Annotated in this window: 12 protein-coding genes; 4 read left to right on the forward strand and 8 right to left on the reverse strand. The window is 54.4% G+C overall.

What is annotated here, in order from left to right; translation table 11 throughout:
- Nucleotides 1-411: 411 nt before the first annotated feature.
- Nucleotides 412-2,742 (reverse strand): Tex family protein, encoded by a 2,331-nt coding sequence (locus LCS67_RS01605; protein ID WP_031567535.1) that lies wholly within the window; start codon nucleotides 2,740-2,742, stop codon nucleotides 412-414.
- Nucleotides 2,743-2,840: 98 nt separating this feature from the next.
- Nucleotides 2,841-3,314: a transcription elongation factor GreB gene (gene greB / locus LCS67_RS01610; protein WP_000856695.1), complete on the reverse strand. Its 474-nt coding sequence runs from the start codon at nucleotides 3,312-3,314 to the stop codon at nucleotides 2,841-2,843.
- Nucleotides 3,315-3,539: 225 nt separating this feature from the next.
- On the opposite strand from greB, the gene ompR reads away from it, so the two are divergent.
- Entirely contained in the window at nucleotides 3,540-4,259 is a 720-nt protein-coding gene (gene ompR, locus LCS67_RS01615) for a two-component system response regulator OmpR (protein WP_001157751.1), read from the forward strand.
- Entirely contained in the window at nucleotides 4,256-5,608 is a 1,353-nt protein-coding gene (envZ, locus tag LCS67_RS01620; protein WP_001253818.1) for a two-component system sensor histidine kinase EnvZ, read from the forward strand. Before ompR ends, envZ begins: the two co-directional genes overlap by 4 nt.
- A gap of 74 nt (nucleotides 5,609-5,682) precedes the next feature.
- Here the strand turns inward: envZ and pckA are convergent, their stop codons facing one another.
- The gene (pckA, locus tag LCS67_RS01625; RefSeq protein WP_001265689.1) at nucleotides 5,683-7,302 is read right to left on the reverse strand and encodes a phosphoenolpyruvate carboxykinase (ATP); all 1,620 of its coding nucleotides are present in this window, start codon (nucleotides 7,300-7,302) and stop codon (nucleotides 5,683-5,685) included.
- A gap of 379 nt (nucleotides 7,303-7,681) precedes the next feature.
- Between pckA and LCS67_RS01630 the strand changes: the two genes are divergently transcribed.
- On the forward strand, nucleotides 7,682-9,391 hold the full coding sequence (locus tag LCS67_RS01630; RefSeq protein ID WP_031567536.1) for a DUF4153 domain-containing protein: 1,710 nt from the start codon (nucleotides 7,682-7,684) through the stop codon (nucleotides 9,389-9,391).
- A gap of 108 nt (nucleotides 9,392-9,499) precedes the next feature.
- Here LCS67_RS01630 and hslO read toward each other — a convergent pair whose 3' ends face one another.
- The 4 genes from hslO to igaA form a co-directional block, all read right to left on the reverse strand.
- Nucleotides 9,500-10,378 carry an Hsp33 family molecular chaperone HslO gene (hslO, locus tag LCS67_RS01635; protein ID WP_001135571.1) on the reverse strand — a complete coding sequence of 293 codons (879 nt, stop codon included), beginning with the start codon at nucleotides 10,376-10,378 and terminating at the stop codon, nucleotides 9,500-9,502.
- 24 nt (nucleotides 10,379-10,402) lie between these two features.
- The gene (gene hslR / locus LCS67_RS01640) at nucleotides 10,403-10,804 is read right to left on the reverse strand and encodes a ribosome-associated heat shock protein Hsp15 (RefSeq protein ID WP_000660721.1); all 402 of its coding nucleotides are present in this window, start codon (nucleotides 10,802-10,804) and stop codon (nucleotides 10,403-10,405) included.
- A 10-nt stretch (nucleotides 10,805-10,814) separates the two neighbouring features.
- Nucleotides 10,815-11,483, reverse strand: a complete 669-nt coding sequence (gene yrfG, locus LCS67_RS01645; RefSeq protein WP_001520508.1) for a GMP/IMP nucleotidase — start codon at nucleotides 11,481-11,483, stop codon at nucleotides 10,815-10,817.
- 64 nt (nucleotides 11,484-11,547) lie between these two features.
- Nucleotides 11,548-13,680 carry an intracellular growth attenuator protein IgaA gene (igaA, locus tag LCS67_RS01650; protein WP_000104092.1) on the reverse strand — a complete coding sequence of 711 codons (2,133 nt, stop codon included), beginning with the start codon at nucleotides 13,678-13,680 and terminating at the stop codon, nucleotides 11,548-11,550.
- 322 nt (nucleotides 13,681-14,002) lie between these two features.
- Here igaA and nudE point away from each other — a divergent pair, with 322 nt between their 5' ends.
- Nucleotides 14,003-14,566, forward strand: coding sequence for an ADP compounds hydrolase NudE (gene nudE / locus LCS67_RS01655; protein ID WP_000045725.1), 564 nt, complete (start codon nucleotides 14,003-14,005; stop codon nucleotides 14,564-14,566).
- A gap of 95 nt (nucleotides 14,567-14,661) precedes the next feature.
- Here the strand turns inward: nudE and mrcA are convergent, their stop codons facing one another.
- Entirely contained in the window at nucleotides 14,662-17,214 is a 2,553-nt protein-coding gene (gene mrcA, locus LCS67_RS01660) for a peptidoglycan glycosyltransferase/peptidoglycan DD-transpeptidase MrcA (protein WP_000673815.1), read from the reverse strand.
- Between the last annotated feature and the right edge of the window lie 15 nt (nucleotides 17,215-17,229).

Below are 17,229 nucleotides of genomic sequence, written 5' to 3' on the forward strand. Positions count from 1 at the left end.
GGATGTATACCTCATGCGGCGCTCAGGGGGGCGGCAGGAGACCCGATGTTTAGCCAACGAAGGAAAGAGTAAATAATCAACAACACAATGATAATGAGAATGGTTTCTATCTTCAACGATTAAAATGTGACGGAATGTACAAATAAGCGATAATTTGCGCCGATGTTGATATGGCTCAACATTTATTTGTCTTTTTGCAAATACCCCTAATGTGCAAATATTCACCGTTTTTAATGTTTAATTAAGGTTTCATCTGTTAATAAAGTGATAATTAATAGTGCGGATAGCAGAAGGAAATTAATTAACAGATTCTAATGGGTAAGATTTAATTGTTAATTAAAAAAGAAAGGGTTGGGCGTATTGCAAAATCGCAGGCCGGATAAGAAGTAACCCGGCCTGCGTATTACCCGATTAGCGTTTTTTTCCCATTGCGGCTGCCAGCGCGTCCATCATGGCGCTGTTACCGGCTGGCTGGGCGTCACGACCGCGCGGTTTCGCCGCTTTAGATGCCGGGCGGTTGCCCTGATCGCGATCGGCACCGCCGCCGCGGCGAGCGGCGGTTTCGCCGGGCTGTTCGTCCAGACGCATCGTCAGCGCAATACGCTTACGTTGCAGATCCACTTCCAGCACTTTCACCTTCACGATGTCGCCCGCTTTCACCACGGTGTGCGGATCTTCAACGAACTTATTCGAGAGCGAGGAGATATGCACCAGGCCATCCTGATGAACGCCGATATCGACAAACGCGCCGAAGTTAGTGACGTTAGTGACCGCCCCTTCCAGAATCATCCCCGGCAGCAGGTCGTTCATGGTTTCGACGCCATCGGCGAATTGCGCGGTTTTAAATTCAGGACGCGGGTCGCGGCCCGGTTTTTCCAGCTCTTTGATGATATCGCTCACGGTCGGCACGCCGAATTTATCGTCGGTAAAATCAGCGGCCTTGAGGTGACGCAATTCGTTGCTGTTGCCCATCAGATCTTTTAGCGCTTGCTGCGTCGCCGCCAGAATGCGTTCGACAACCGGATAGGCTTCCGGGTGGACGGTGGAGGCATCCAGCGGGTTATCGCCGTGGTTAATACGCAGGAAGCCCGCGCACTGCTCAAACGCTTTCGGCCCCAGACGGCTCACCTTCAACAGTTGCTGGCGGTTCTGAAACTGACCGTTCTCATCGCGCCAGGCGACGATGTTTTGCGCCATCATGCGCGTTAAGCCCGCGACGCGGGTCAGCAGCGGTACGGAGGCGGTATTCAAATCGACGCCGACGGCGTTTACGCAGTCTTCGACCACCGCATCCAGCTTACGCGCCAGCTGCGTCTGGCTGACATCGTGTTGATATTGGCCGACGCCGATCGATTTCGGATCGATTTTCACCAGTTCCGCCAGCGGATCCTGCAGGCGACGCGCGATAGAGACCGCGCCGCGCAGGGAGACGTCGAGATCCGGAAACTCCTGCGCCGCCAGCTCAGAAGCGGAATACACGGACGCCCCCGCTTCGCTGACGATCACTTTCTGCGCCGTCACGTTCGGGAACTGTTTCTGTACGTCGAGATAGAAGCGTTCGGTTTCACGCGAGGCCGTACCGTTGCCAATCGCGACCAGTTCGACGTGGTATTTTTCGCACAGCGCGGCGATCACGGTAGCCGCTTTGGCCGCCTGACCGGTATGCGGATAAATGGTATCCGTCGCCACCAGCTTGCCGGTGCCGTCAACGACAGCGACTTTTACGCCGGTACGCAGGCCAGGATCAAGGCCCATCGTGGCGCGCAGGCCTGCGGGGGCTGCCATCAGCAGGTCGTGCAGGTTACGGGCAAACACGTTAATCGCTTCATCTTCCGCACGTTCGCGCACGGTGCCCATCAGTTCGGTTTCGAGGTGCATTAAGACTTTGATACGCCACGTCCAGCTCACTACGCCTTTGCGCCAGCTATCCGCCGGGGCGTTATTCAGCCGCAGGCCGAGATGGTCCATGATGATTTGCTCGCAGTAGCTTTCTTTCGGCGGCTCATCAAATTGTGGGTCGGCATTGAGCGAAAGTTGCAGAATGCCTTCGTTACGACCACGGAACATGGCCAGCGCACGGTGAGACGGGACGTTAGCAATGGGCTCATGATGGTCGAAATAGTCGCGGAATTTTGCCCCTTCTTCCTCTTTGCCGCTCACGACTGTGGCGACCAGATGGGCGTTCTTCCACAGGTAATCACGCACTTTCGCCAGCAATGCGGCGTCTTCGGCAAAGCGCTCCATCAGAATGTAGCGTGCGCCGTCGAGCGCGGCTTTCGTGTCCGCCACGCCTTTGTCGCCATCAATGTACTTTGCCGCTTCCACGTCAGGATCGTGGGACGGTTCGTTCCAGAGCAGATCGGCCAGCGGCTCAAGGCCGGCTTCAATGGCGATTTGTCCACGGGTGCGGCGTTTAGGTTTATAGGGCAGGTAGAGGTCTTCGAGCTCGGTCTTACTTAACGTAGCGTTGATGGCGCCAGCCAGCTCATCGGTCAGTTTGCCTTGTTCGGAAATGGACTTGAGGATGGCCTGACGTCTGTCTTCCAGCTCACGCAGATAGCCCAGACGCGTTTCCAGGTTACGCAACTGCGTGTCATCCAGACCGCCGGTGATTTCTTTACGATAACGTGCGATAAACGGCACGGTGTTCCCTTCGTCAAGCAGGCGAACGGCAGCTTCAACCTGCCCGGCATTTGCCTGGATTTCACCCGCAATAATGCGGCAGAAAGAATCATTCATCATGGGTTAGCTTCGTCTTCAGGATAAAAATCAGGGGATAGTTATACGGATTGGCTGGCAAAAATGCCAGCCATCAGCGGGGGCTTAGGATTCTTCTTGTCTTATTTGACGTATTCGATCGCATTGACGTACCAGTTTGCTTCGCCGACAGGGGTGTTGACCACCGCCAGATCGCCCACTTCTTTTTTCAGTAGCGCCCGCGCCATCGGCGAGTCGATAGAGATGTAATCCTTACGTCCGAAAATTTCATCGTAGCCGACAATGCGGAACTTCAGCGTATCGCCGTCATCATTTTCAATTTCCACCCAGGCGCCGAAGAAGACTTTGCCCTCCTGCTGCGGGGAATAATCCACGATTTTGAGATTTTCCATGCATTTGGTCAGATATCTGACGCGTCTGTCGATCTCACGCAGGCGCTTTTTATTATACTGATAGTCGGCATTCTCGCTGCGGTCGCCCAGACTCGCAGCCCAGGTCACTTTTTTGGTGACCTCCGGGCGCTCTTCACGCCAGAGATAATTGAGCTCTTGTTTGAGTGTTTCGTACCCTTCGCGGGTGATCAGGGGCGTTTTCATCTCGTTGATTTACCTTTGCTGTCGATATTGCGCACACGGGGTATAACGTGATCGTCCCGACAGAATAAATAATGGGGTTGCCGATTAATTGTATATTTAAGCTGCTGTTAAATATGCTTTGTAACAATTTAGCCTGAAATTCATACCAGAATTTGCTGGTGACTCACGTGAGCTTTTTTAAGAATACACACTTACATTTGTTGCGAACCTTTGGGAGTACAGACAATGCAAGAGAATTATAAGATTCTGGTGGTTGATGACGATATGCGTCTGCGGGCGCTACTGGAACGTTATTTGACCGAGCAGGGCTTCCAGGTTCGAAGCGTCGCTAACGCCGAGCAGATGGATCGTCTGCTGACCCGTGAATCTTTCCATCTCATGGTACTGGATTTAATGCTGCCAGGTGAAGATGGTCTGTCGATTTGTCGTCGCCTGCGTAGTCAGAGTAATCCAATGCCGATCATTATGGTCACGGCGAAGGGTGAAGAGGTTGACCGTATCGTCGGGCTGGAAATCGGCGCCGATGACTACATTCCTAAACCGTTTAACCCGCGCGAGCTGTTGGCGCGTATCCGCGCCGTGCTACGTCGTCAGGCAAACGAACTGCCCGGCGCGCCGTCGCAGGAAGAGGCCGTTATCGCGTTCGGTAAGTTTAAACTGAACCTCGGTACGCGCGAGATGTTCCGTGAAGATGAACCGATGCCGCTGACCAGCGGGGAGTTTGCGGTACTGAAAGCGCTGGTAAGCCACCCGCGCGAGCCGCTCTCTCGCGATAAGCTGATGAATCTGGCCCGTGGCCGCGAGTATTCCGCGATGGAACGCTCCATCGACGTCCAGATCTCCCGCCTGCGCCGTATGGTGGAAGAAGATCCGGCGCATCCGCGTTATATTCAGACCGTCTGGGGCCTGGGCTACGTCTTCGTACCGGACGGTTCTAAAGCATGAGGCGAATGCGCTTCTCGCCGCGAAGTTCATTTGCCCGCACGCTGTTGCTCATCGTCACTTTGCTGTTCGTCAGCCTGGTGACGACCTACCTGGTGGTGCTGAACTTCGCGATTTTGCCGAGCCTCCAGCAGTTTAATAAGGTTCTGGCTTACGAAGTCCGTATGCTGATGACCGATAAGCTGCAACTGGAGGACGGCACGCAGTTAGTCGTGCCGCCTGCGTTTCGTCGGGAAATCTATCGCGAGCTGGGGATCTCTCTCTACACCAACGAAGCCGCCGAAGAGGCCGGGCTGCGTTGGGCGCAACACTACGAATTCTTAAGCCACCAGATGGCGCAGCAATTAGGCGGCCCGACGGAAGTGCGCGTTGAGGTCAACAAAAGCTCGCCTGTCGTGTGGCTCAAAACCTGGCTGTCGCCCAATATCTGGGTGCGCGTGCCGCTGACCGAGATTCATCAGGGCGATTTTTCTCCGCTTTTCCGTTACACGCTGGCGATTATGCTCCTGGCGATAGGCGGCGCGTGGCTGTTTATTCGTATACAGAACCGACCGTTAGTGGATCTTGAACATGCCGCCCTGCAGGTAGGGAAGGGAATTATTCCGCCGCCGCTGCGTGAATATGGCGCCTCTGAGGTGCGCTCTGTGACTCGGGCGTTTAACCATATGGCAGCCGGCGTGAAACAATTGGCTGATGACCGTACGCTATTGATGGCGGGCGTCAGCCACGACTTGCGCACGCCGCTGACCCGTATTCGTCTGGCGACGGAGATGATGGGCGAGGAAGACGGTTATCTCGCGGAGTCGATCAATAAAGACATCGAAGAGTGTAACGCCATTATCGAACAGTTTATTGACTATCTGCGTACCGGTCAGGAAATGCCAATGGAGATGGCGGATCTCAATTCCGTACTGGGCGAGGTGATTGCGGCGGAAAGCGGCTATGAGCGTGAGATTAACACTGCGCTTCAGGCAGGCAGTATCCAGGTGAAAATGCACCCGCTCTCGATTAAGCGCGCGGTGGCGAATATGGTGGTTAATGCTGCCCGTTATGGCAACGGTTGGATTAAGGTCAGTAGCGGCACCGAGTCGCATCGCGCCTGGTTCCAGGTAGAAGATGACGGGCCGGGCATTAAGCCGGAGCAGCGTAAACATCTGTTCCAGCCTTTTGTACGCGGCGACAGCGCCCGTAGCACCAGCGGCACAGGGCTGGGGCTGGCGATTGTGCAGCGCATTATCGATAACCATAACGGGATGCTGGAGATTGGCACCAGCGAGCGTGGCGGATTGTCAATTCGCGCCTGGCTACCGGTTCCTGTGGCTCGCGTCCAGGGGACGACAAAAGAGGCATAAGAAAGGGAGGTATTACCCTCCCTTTCTTCTTAACGCCGGATGACGCCGTTCAAAGCCGCCATCCGGCCTGTTCCTTACAGCTTCGGTCCGGCGCTAACCAGCGCTTCGCCTGCCGGGGTATCCGTATACTTCTCGAAGTTCTCAATGAACAGTTTCGCCAGCGCGGTGGCTTTTTCCTGCCATTGTTCCGGCGACGCGTAGGTGTTACGCGGGTCGAGAATGTGGGTATCCACGCCTGGCAGTTCAGTCGGGATCGCCAGATCGAACAGCGGCAGACGGAAGGTTTCCGCGTTATCAAGAGAACCGTTCAGAATGGCGTCGATAATCGCGCGCGTATCTTTGATGGAGATACGTTTGCCGGTGCCATTCCAGCCGGTGTTAACCAGATAAGCCTGCGCGCCTGCTGCCTGCATACGTTTCACCAGCACCTCAGCATACTGCGTCGGGTGCAGCGTCAGGAACGCGGCGCCGAAGCAGGCGGAGAAGGTGGGGGTCGGTTCGGTGACGCCGCGTTCGGTGCCGGCCAGTTTAGCGGTGAAACCCGACAGGAAGTGGTACTGCGTCTGGTTAGCGGTTAAACGGGAAACCGGCGGCAACACGCCGAAGGCGTCCGCCGTCAGGAAGATAACCTTGGTGGCGTGACCTGCTTTGGACACGGGCTTAACGATGTTATCGATATGATAGATCGGGTAAGAGACGCGGGTGTTTTCGGTTTTGGAACCATCATCGAAATCAACGGTGCCGTCTTCGCGCACGGTGACGTTTTCCAGCAGCGCATCACGGCGAATCGCATGATAAATTTCTGGCTCCGCTTCTTTCGACAGTTTGATGGTTTTGGCGTAGCAGCCGCCTTCAAAGTTGAACACGCCGTCGTCATCCCAACCGTGCTCATCATCGCCAATCAGACGACGTTTCGGGTCGGTGGACAGAGTGGTTTTTCCGGTACCGGAAAGGCCGAAGAAGACCGCGACATCGCCTTTTTCACCCACGTTGGCGGAACAGTGCATTGAGGCGATACCTTTGAGCGGCAGCAGGTAGTTCATTACCGAGAACATCCCTTTTTTCATTTCGCCGCCGTACCAGGTGCCGCCAATAAGCTGAATACGTTCAGTCAGGTTGAACGCCACGAAGTTTTCCGAGTTCAGCCCTTGCTCTTTCCACTGCGGGTTGGTGCACTTCGCGCCGTTCATGACAATAAAGTCAGGTTTGAAGCCTACCAGCTCTTCGTCCGTTGGGCGAATGAACATATTTTTAACGAAGTGGGCCTGCCAGGCGACTTCCGTAATAAAGCGCACGGAAAGACGCGTATCGGCATTTGCGCCGCAGAACGCATCAACAATGAATAAGCGTTTACCGGAAAGCTGATGCGTCACCAGACCTTTCAGGTGTTGCCAGGTTTCCTGAGAAAGCGGCTTATTATCGTTTTTACCTTTACCCTTATCGGACCACCACAGCGTATCACGCGTGGTGTCGTCGCGAACAATGTACTTATCCTTAGGCGAACGACCGGTAAAAATACCGGTATCAACGGCAACAGCGCCCAGGTTAGTTAACACGCCACGCTCATAGCCTTCCAGACCAGGATTAAGTTCTTCCTGATAAAGGGTGTCGTAGCTGGGATTGTAAACGATATCCTGGACGTCGTTGATACCATAAGCCTTGAGATCTTGCGGGGTTAAATTGTTAACGCGCATATCACTGCTCCTTAGCCAATATATATTACCGAAAATAGTAAGGTTTTTTGAGGTTGGTTAACCGCGACAAGGCTCATAGATTTACGTATCTGGACAAAATCACGATTGACGAAAAACACTGTGACTCCTGTCACGCAGCGGCGGTTATTATGGCAGGAAACCTACTTTTGTTGTGGAAAATGTTCTGAAAACGTTAAAAGGAAGTGTTTTTGACCGACATAATGTGACTGTAATCGCATTCATGTAAGAAAGTTACGTAACACCAACATTAACAATATCGATTCACCTCTCTGCGTTTTTTTCTGAATTATGCATGACGACGCCTGGCGGTGAACAGATGATGCAATAATGCGACTTTCTCATCATTCTGGATAACGACATGGAAAGTGTAGCGCTTTCACGTACTACTCGCTGGGGTATGTTGCTCACCGGTTTGCTGCAGGGCGTCTTGTGCTACCTGCTGATGGCCTGGCTGGTACCACAAAATAGCGACTGGCTGTTCTATGGTATGCCTGCGACGATAGCGTTGTCGTCAATGCTATTGCTTACCGTGGTCTCTTTTAAACAGCGCGCGCTGTGGGGCTGGCTGGGGCTGATCTTTGTGGTCGTGCTGGCAATGAGCGGCTGGCTGAAATGGCAGGTTGAGGCGGTGGAGAAATGGCGCCTGGCTGAGCTCCTCTGGCTGTATGGTCTCCGGCTTGTGTTGATGGCGATGCTGGTATTGCCCTGGATGCAATATCAGCTACATTCGCAAACCGGTTCGGCGCGTTATCCCCAGTTTTATCTGCGGTTATGGCATAACGTACTGACATTGTTTATCGTCCTGGTCGCCAACGGACTGTTCTGGCTGGTGCTTCTGCTCTGGAGCGCGCTATTCAGGCTGGTGGGCATCCGCTTTTTCAGCACCCTTTTCTTTGAAACTGAAGCCTTTATTTATGTGACCATCGGCCTGATTACGGCGCTGGCGGTCATTCTCGCCCGCACGCAGTCGCGCCTTGTGGCGGCGGTGCAAAAGCTGCTGACGCTGATCGCGACGGGTTTACTGCCGGTGGTGTCGCTGCTGGCATTGCTGTTTATTGTGACGTTACCCTTTACCGGACTGGAGGCGATTTCTGCGCGTGTTTCCGCTGCGGGGCTGCTATCCACGCTGACGCTGATGCTGCTGCTCCTCGTGGCGATTGTCAACGAACCGCAAAAGCGCGTATTACCCTATCCGCGCGTACTACGCGGCATGATTAGCGCCTCGCTGTGCGTTGCCCCGATATATATGCTGCTGGCGGGCTGGGCGTTATGGGTACGCATTCAGCAATACGGCTGGACGCCGGATCGTCTGTATGGCGCGCTGACGGCGTCTGTCTTGCTGGTATGGTCCTTCGGTTATCTGATCGGTCTGTTACGCCGCGGACGCGACCCTGGTGAGTGGCAAGGCAAGGTGATACTGAGCGTCTCTTTGTTAACGCTGGTGATATTGCTGTTGCTGGCCTCGCCTGTACTTGATGTCTGGCGTATTAGCGTCAACAGCCATATGGTGCGTTACCATAGCGGTAAAATTACTGCGGATCAGATCAGCCTGTATATGCTGGATCACAGCGGCAAACCTGGCCAGGAAGCGCTGAAATCGTTGCGGGATGACGAGGCGTTTACGCAGAACAGAAAGCGCAATCGTGAACTGATGACGTTTTTGCAGAGAAATAAGGTCTCTCCGACGGCGGACGATTTAGCGCGGGTGGTGATGATTGCGCCCGGTAGCCAGAAGCCGGATGCCGCATTTTGGGCGTTTGTCAAAGAGCAGAGTTATTCGGACGATTCCTGCCTTGAACCGGATGCCTGCGTGCTGGTGAGTCAGGATCTTAACGGCGACGGTCAGCCTGAGCAGGTGCTGTATAACTTTATTGTTGCCGAGAGCCAGGTCTACGGCTTAAAAGAGGGGAAATGGACGCAGAAAGCGTTCGCCCGATTGCCGGACGGGTTTTCTAAGACGCAACTGTTGCACGCGATTGCCGGGCATCGGTTAGACTCAGCCCCCAAAGCCTGGCGCGATATCATTGTTGATGGTCAGCGGTTGGATGTGGATTACTACAACGAGTAAGCTTTTTGCCTGATGGCGGCATAAATGTCTTATCCGGCCTACGGAGCGGGATGCTGTAGGCCAGATAAGCGCCGCCATCAGGCAATGATGTTGTCGACTGAAAGGCGATTAATGAACCTGTGGATCGGCAGGAGAGGCGTTGTTACGGATCTCCGCGATATCCATCGCATTGAACAGATAATGATTGCCGCAGTAATCGCAGTGCATATCGATTTCGCCTTCTTCCGCCAGAATGCTGTCCACTTCTTCATCCGGCAATGTTTTCAGCGCGCCCGCGCAACGTTCGCGTGAACAGGTGCATTTGAATTCAACATCTTGCGGATCGTAGAGCGTGACTTCTTCTTCGTGATACAAACGCCACAGCACGTCATTTGCCGGTAACGTCAGCAGCTCTTCGCTTTTAATGGTTTCCGTCAACATAGCCAGATGGTCGAAATCTTCCGCCTGCGCATTCTGTGCCGGCATCACCTGAAGCAACATTCCACCTGCCGCCGGTTTACCGTCGACATCGCCGGTACGGATAAACAGGCGCGTCGGCAACTGCTCGGAGCGCAGGAAGTAATCTTCCAGGCACGCCGCCAGAGTATCGCCTTCCAGACCCACCACGCCCTGATAGCGCTCACCCTCTTCCGGCGTAATGGTGATCACCAGATAGCCGTTGCCAACCAGCGTTTTGAGATCCGCATTGTCAGGGATGTCGCCCTGAACGCGAGCCACGCCGCGCATCTGCTGCTGATTATTGCCATTGATCACCGCCAGGCTTAACGGCCCGTCGCCCTGGAGCTGTACCGTAATGTCACCGGCAAACTTCAGCGTCGCGGTCAGCAGGCTAGTGGCGACCAGCAGTTCGGCCAGTACGGTTTTCACCGGCTGCGGGTAGGTATGATTGTCGAGGATCTGTTGCAAGGTTTCCGAAACGGTCACCAGCTCGCCGCGAACGGCAAAGTTTTCAAACAGATAACGATGTAATTGGTCATGTTGCGGCATAATCATCTCTCTTGCGGGTGACAGTTATTCGCTGTCGCCGTGTTTAAATCGTAACAGGTCGCGGCGCTCTTTCTTGTCCGGTCGCCTGTCCGGATGCGGCATGGTCAGGGCGTTAAGCTTGCGCGCCTGCGCCATTTTTTCGCGTTTTTCCACGCTTTCCGCCGTCTCTTCATACAGAGCGACGGCTTCGCTGGCCGGACGGCGCTGTTCGGTGATGGCTTTAACGATCACCGTCCGTTCGTCATTTCCCTGACGCAGGGTAAGGGTAGCGTTCAGCTCGACGATTTTGCTCGGCTTACTGCGCTGGCCGTTGTAATGCACCTTACCGCCTTCAATCATCTCGCGGGCCAGCGCGCGGGTTTTATAAAAACGCGCGGCCCACAGCCATTTATCCAGTCTGACCTCAACGGAGGACTTTTCTTTCATGGCGTCTCCTTCACATCAGCGAGGGGATCAGACGGCGGTAGTCGTTCAGGGACGGATGGCGCGTATAGTGCTTTTCCGCCAGGCCGGAATCAGGATTCGTCACGCCAAGACAGTAGCGAATACCAAACCGGGCGGCGGCGTCGAGAATCGGTTCGCTGTCATCGATAAACAGCGTTTTCTCTGCGCTTATTCCCGTTTCCTCAGTGACAGCGCGCCATAACCGCTGATCCTCTTTGGGATAACCAAATGTGTGGGTGGAAAGTAATAAATCAAGGTGTGAGGCCAGACCGGTATGCTCCAGCTTCACCGCCAGGTTATGTGGATGCGCATTGGTGAGCAGAATCCGACGTTTTCCGCTGGCTTTTAACGCATTCAGAAACGGTACGGTATCGTCGCGCAAAACGGCGCGCGGCCCTTGCGCCGTCGTCATAGCGCAAATATCCAGACCCAGACGCTCGCTCCAGTAATCCAGACAGTACCAGTTTAGCGTATGCTGTACGGCATGATACTGCTGACGAATATATTCCTGCGCGTCCTGTGGCGAAATACCCTGCTGCGCGCCGTAGGTTTCCGGTACCAGCTTTTGCCAGAAATAGTTATCGAACGCGAGATCGAGCAGCGTGCCGTCCATATCCAGCAAAACGGTATCCACGTTTTGCCAGTCAATATCAATATGCATGGGGAACTCCAGGGTAACGCAATTTGCGCGACAGGGTAGCATACCCTGTCGCACGGCGGCGCGATCAGATGAGATTTTCCGGAGAGACGGTTAACCTGGGATTGAGGCAGCTTTCATAGTATTCCTGGATGTCCGCCATACGGGTACGGTGGCGTTGATAACGTCTGAACGCCTGAATGCCGTTGTAGACCGCGCTCACTATCATTGCCAGCATCAGCAGCGTGGTACCGAGGTAACGCCACCAGCCGGATTTATCGGGGATACGATGCAGGCTGATATGCTGCGTGCCGTTGGCATCGGTATACACGCTGGTGACAATGCCCTCGGCGCTAAATGGCGTCTGCATGAGCGTTTGCGCCAGACGCTGGAAGGCGCTCCACTGTTCCTGCGCGGGATAGTCATACAGCGGCGTTGACGGCCAGGCCTGATCAACCAGTTCGCTGCCTTCATCGCTGGCGATCAGGAATCCGCCGGGAGCGGGGCTATTCAGCGACTGGGCGGCACGCGCGGTCTCGCGAGAAATAAACGGCGCCGTTGAGGTCGTGACCAGATTTTCCAGCGACTCTGCGCTTACGGGGCGTAGCAGCACGTTGACGCCGTCCAGTTTGCCGGCGTTCGCGCGTTTCACCAGCGCGTTCCAGTCCTTACTGTTACCGAGATTAACCAGCGCATTTTTCAGACGCACGCACTCGTCTTCCGCCGCGCACAAATCAGCGGTTTTCAGAACAATATCGCCAAAATCATCTAATAATACCATGCCCGATTTTTGGATCGCGGAGCGTAAAGATGCGCTGACGCGCGAGTCGTCTTCGGGTTTTGGATGGAGCTGACGATTTACCGCCTGGCTTAGCGCCATCGCTTTATTCACCAGGTCTGATTCCGGCAACGGTAGCGCAGGCGCGTCATTCCAGATGATTTGCGAGCAATCGAACGGCATAAACGGTGAGTTAGACTGGCCGCTCCAGGTCGCCCCGGAATGAATATTACACATTCCTTTACCGCTCAGGTGCAGCGTATCGCCCACCCGCACGCCAGCTTTTTCAAGCTGTTTTACCGTTGTCGCTTCAATGGTTTGCGCGCCTTTCATCCACGATAGCGTGAACTTGATTGGCATATCCAGCGGGATCCAGAACAGCAGCATAAACAACACCAGCAGCGAACCGATAGCAATAACAGTGCTGCGTAACCAGTGCTGCAACGGAAAGTTTTTCACTTCATCATGCAGGGATAAAAACCGGCCCTGGCGGGCGACATGGCGATCAAGATAAATATCAATATCCGTTTGTTGCCCAAGATCCTGCGTAATGTAGGGTTGCCAGTGGGCAGGGTAAATAAGGTCGATGATGCCCAGCGAAATATTGTTAATCTGCTCCTGATTATTCTCCCCAAACAGTCCCCAGCGGCGGGGCGTTCCCCGCAGACAGTGAATTTCCCGCAGCGCGCTTTTCGACGGCGGAGCAAAAAGTCCCCAAAGTCCGGCTGCCAGCAGCAGGATCGCGCCGCCTATCATCCACGGTACAAAAACGTCTGGTGTTATCAGACAGAAAAAGAATAACAAAAAGGAGGCGACGATTAACAACGCTTCGCGCAAGCCAGCCGGGCGGCTGAGCGCATATTCTTCGTGGGTCTCCTGACGGATATTCAACAGCTCAATCTGCTCGCTCTCTTCGCCGCGAATCGACGCCTGCGTAGAGGCCGTATTCTGTAGCGCGTAACCGCGCGACTCCTGCATATACTCTTGCAGCGTATGGCCGTTTAAAGAGATCACCAGCGGCAGCGTATCCGTGAGGATCAGCTCAACGTTGTTTTCATCATTGATGTACTGTTCCCAGAAAGGCGGCAGATGGACTTCGACGGAGTCGAGGTAGTAGCGCCATTTATTAGGATCGTCAGTGGTAATGCCGTAGCGGGTGATGGAGTGGGTCAGTATCACGACACTGTTGCTTTCCGCGTTCAACGTCAGCGAGATGGGCGCAGCACTGGCGCCTGTCGGCCCCGGAACTTGCTGGATCTGGCTAAGGTTATCGAGATAGTTTTCTACCGCGCTGCGCTCTTCGGGCAACAGTTTACGCGTTTGCGCGTCCTGAAAGGCGCTGATCCACGGTAAGCTCCCTCGTCTGGACTTTACCCGGAACCGCCATATTGCCAGTAGAGAGCAGGCCAGCAAAGCAGCTATAAAAATCAGAATGGTGCTCATGCTTTCCCCATCTTACTAAGTCTGTCAGGCGTGGTCAGTCGCACCCTGTCCAATAAACATTTTTCTGTGGTTGGCTATCGGCAAGCGTGGAGTTGAACTTGAGCATTGTAAAGCGCATCCCAGTGAAGGCAAATCATAGCAATACCACCAAAAACGGAATATCAGCAAATTCCTGGAGTTATTTCAACCTATTGACTTTTAATTTGAAATAAGAATTAATTTTTATTACGTTACATAAATGTAAATAAACGGCAATTCGCATTGCCGAAACCGTGCGGTATGTCGCACAATGACCACAGATTACACTGCAAAGATTCTCACAATGAGCAAATCATTACAAAAACCCACCATTCTGAAAGTGGAAACCGTCGCACAATCCCGACTGTTTAACGTAGAAAGCGTGGATCTGGAGTTCAGCAACGGCGTGCGTCGCGTGTATGAACGTATGCGACCATCAACCCGTGAGGCGGTAATGATTGTGCCGATCGTTGATGAGCATCTGATTCTTATTCGTGAGTATGCGGTGGGAACCGAATCCTATGAGCTGGGCTTCTCGAAAGGATTGATCGACCCGGGCGAGACCGTTTTTGAAGCGGCGAACCGGGAGCTCAAAGAAGAGGTCGGGTTTGGCGCGCATAACCTGACCTTCTTAAAAAAACTCAGCATGGCGCCCTCTTATTTTTCCAGCAAAATGAATATCGTGGTGGCGGAAGATCTCTATCCGGAGTCGCTGGAAGGCGACGAGCCTGAGCCATTGCCGCAGGTACGCTGGCCGCTGGCGCATTTAATGGATCTGCTGGAAGACCCCGATTTTAACGAGGCCCGCAACGTCAGCGCGCTGTTTCTGGTACGCGAGTGGTTGAAAGCGCAGGGCCGAATTGCCTGATGGCGCGGCGTTGATCAAGCCAACGGAAAGTTCGTCTCCCCGTTCGCCGTCATCCGCTAAACACAATAAAAAAGGCGCCGGAGCGCCTTTTTTGATCAGAACAGTTCGTGTGTTTCACCATTATCAATAATGGTGGTTCCCACCTCGTGTACCGCCTGTTGTGTCGGCTGCGTGCCTTCGATGAAATACTCTTCACGGCTGTTACCGCCGCTCGCCAGTTGTCCGGTACTGCGGTCGATATTCACCGTGACGATGCCCGGCGGCGGCGTTAGCGGCTGTTCCGGCACGCCTTCCAGCACGGCTTTCATATAGGCGTCCCATGCAGGTTGCGCGCTCTTCGCGCCGCCCTCATAGCCGGAGATTTGATCTTTGATCGCGCCGGAAGCGGTAGTGCGGCCTAAATCACGGCGGTGATCGTCAAAGCCGATCCATACGGAAGTGACGACGCCAGGACCATAGCCGGAGAACCATGCGTCTTTCGAGCTGTTGGTCGTACCGGTTTTGCCGCCGATATCGCGACGTTTAAGGTCACGCGCCGCACGCCAGCCGGTACCCATCCAGCCGGGTTCGCCGAAGATATTGGTGTTCAGCGCGCTTTTGATCAGAAACGCCAGCGGCGTATTGATCACATGCGGCGCGTACTCCTGCGTGCCGTTTTGCGCGACCAGCGCCTGGTTTGCCTGTTCCAGCTCAGGCATCGGTACGGCGCTGTTTTGCTGCTCTTGCGAAACCGCGACCTCTTCCACATTGGTGTTTTCCAGCACGTCGGATTTCTGCGTATTGCCGTAAATGACCGGGATATCGCACTCCGGGCAGGCGATTTTCGGTTTCGCTTCGAAGATCACGCCGCCCTGATCGTTCTCAATCTTGCTGATGAAATACGGGTCGATCAGGAAACCGCCGTTCGCCATCACCGCATAACCGCGCGCAACCTGCATCGGCGTGAAGGAGGCGGAGCCCAGCGCCAGCGATTCGGTATGCACGATATTCTGCGCCGGGAAGCCGAAGCGTTGCAGATACTCCGCCGCATAGTCGACGCCCATGGCGCGCATGGCGCGTACCATCACCACGTTTTTCGACTGCCCCAGCCCCTGGCGTAAACGAATCGGTCCGGCGTACTGCGGCGGGGAGTTTTTCGGACGCCAGTCTGAACCTGCCCCGGCGTCCCAGCGGGAAATCGGCACATCGTTGAGCATACTGGCGAGCGTCAGCCCTTTATCCATTGCGGCGGTGTAGAGGAACGGTTTGATGTTCGACCCCACCTGACGCAAAGCTTGCGTCGCGCGGTTAAATTTACTCTGATTAAAATCGAAACCGCCGACCAGCGCCAGTACTGCGCCTGTTTGCGGGTTAAGCGAAACCAGCGCGGAGTTCACTTCCGGTACCTGCGCCAGCCACCAGTCGTTATCCACCTGACGAACCCAGATTTGCTGACCTGTCTGGACGACATCGGTAACTTTACGCGGCGTCGGCCCCTGCTGTGTATCCGAGCGGTAAGGCCGCGCCCAACGCATTCCTTCCATATGTAGCGAAACGGACGTACCGTCGGCAAGCGAAGCGGTCGCCTCTTGCGGATTAGCGCTGGTGACCACGGCGGGAAGCAGCGGTCCGTAGGTCGGCAACGCTTTCAACGTATCGGTAATTTTTTTACTGTCCCACGCCGTTTCGCCCACTTTCCATAGCACATTCGCCGGGCCGCGATAACCGTGGCGCATGTCATAGTCCAGCACGTTATTACGTACCGCCTGTTGCGCAGCCTGCTGCACTTTGCGGGTGATGGTCGTGTAAATACGATAACCATCTTCGTAGGCGCTTTCGCCATAACGGTTATACATTTCCTGGCGCACCATTTCCGACAGATAAGGTGCGGAGAAGGCGATTTCCGGCGCGTGATAATTTGCGTCGATAGGTTCGCTACGGGCCTGATCGTACTGCGCCTGAGTGATATATCCCTCGCTTAACATTCGCGAAAGCACTACGTTACGGCGCGCTATCGCCCGATCCATCGAGTAGAGCGGGTTAAAGGTAGAAGGCGCTTTAGGTAGCCCGGCGATAACCGCCATTTCGCTTAGGCTAAGCTGGTCGACCGTCTTACCAAAGTAGACCTGTGCCGCCGCGCCAACGCCATAGGCGCGGTAGCCGAGATAGATCTTGTTCAGATAGAGTTCGAGGATCTCATTTTTATTCAGCAACTGCTCAATACGAATCGCCAGAAACGCTTCCTTGATCTTGCGCATCAGCGTGCGTTCGGGGCTAAGGAAGAAGTTTCGCGCCAGTTGCTGGGTAATGGTACTTGCTCCCTGCGATGCGTGACCGGAGAAGAGCGCGACGCTGGCCGCACGGAAAATACCTACCGGGTCAATGCCGTGATGCTCATAAAAGCGGCTATCTTCGGTGGCGATAAAGGCGTTGATCATTTCCGGCGGAATTTGATCGAGCGTAACGGGAATACGACGTTTTTCGCCATATTGCGCGATAAGTTCGCCATCCGCGCTGTAAACCTGCATCGGAATTTGCAAACGCACATCTTTCAATGTCGCGACGTCAGGTAGCTGCGGCTCAATATAGCGATAAAGGCCATAAATCGAGCCTGCTCCCAGCAGGATGCAACATACTGCAAGGATCAATAAATACTTTACGAACTTCACTGGAGATTTCCCATT

This window comes from Salmonella sp. A7 (genome assembly GCF_020181675.1).
GTDB classification, from domain to species: Bacteria; Pseudomonadota; Gammaproteobacteria; order Enterobacterales; family Enterobacteriaceae; genus Salmonella; species Salmonella enterica.

Coding starts and splice junctions, on each gene's coding strand:
- LCS67_RS01605 (WP_031567535.1), bottom strand. CDS start 2,742: ATGATGAATGATTCTTTCTGCCGCATTATTGCGGGTGAAATCCAGGCA.
- greB (WP_000856695.1), bottom strand. CDS start 3,314: ATGAAAACGCCCCTGATCACCCGCGAAGGGTACGAAACACTCAAACAA.
- ompR (WP_001157751.1), top strand. CDS start 3,540: ATGCAAGAGAATTATAAGATTCTGGTGGTTGATGACGATATGCGTCTG.
- envZ (WP_001253818.1), top strand. CDS start 4,256: ATGAGGCGAATGCGCTTCTCGCCGCGAAGTTCATTTGCCCGCACGCTG.
- pckA (WP_001265689.1), bottom strand. CDS start 7,302: ATGCGCGTTAACAATTTAACCCCGCAAGATCTCAAGGCTTATGGTATC.
- LCS67_RS01630 (WP_031567536.1), top strand. CDS start 7,682: ATGGAAAGTGTAGCGCTTTCACGTACTACTCGCTGGGGTATGTTGCTC.
- hslO (WP_001135571.1), bottom strand. CDS start 10,378: ATGCCGCAACATGACCAATTACATCGTTATCTGTTTGAAAACTTTGCC.
- hslR (WP_000660721.1), bottom strand. CDS start 10,804: ATGAAAGAAAAGTCCTCCGTTGAGGTCAGACTGGATAAATGGCTGTGG.
- yrfG (WP_001520508.1), bottom strand. CDS start 11,483: ATGCATATTGATATTGACTGGCAAAACGTGGATACCGTTTTGCTGGAT.
- igaA (WP_000104092.1), bottom strand. CDS start 13,680: ATGAGCACCATTCTGATTTTTATAGCTGCTTTGCTGGCCTGCTCTCTA.
- nudE (WP_000045725.1), top strand. CDS start 14,003: ATGAGCAAATCATTACAAAAACCCACCATTCTGAAAGTGGAAACCGTC.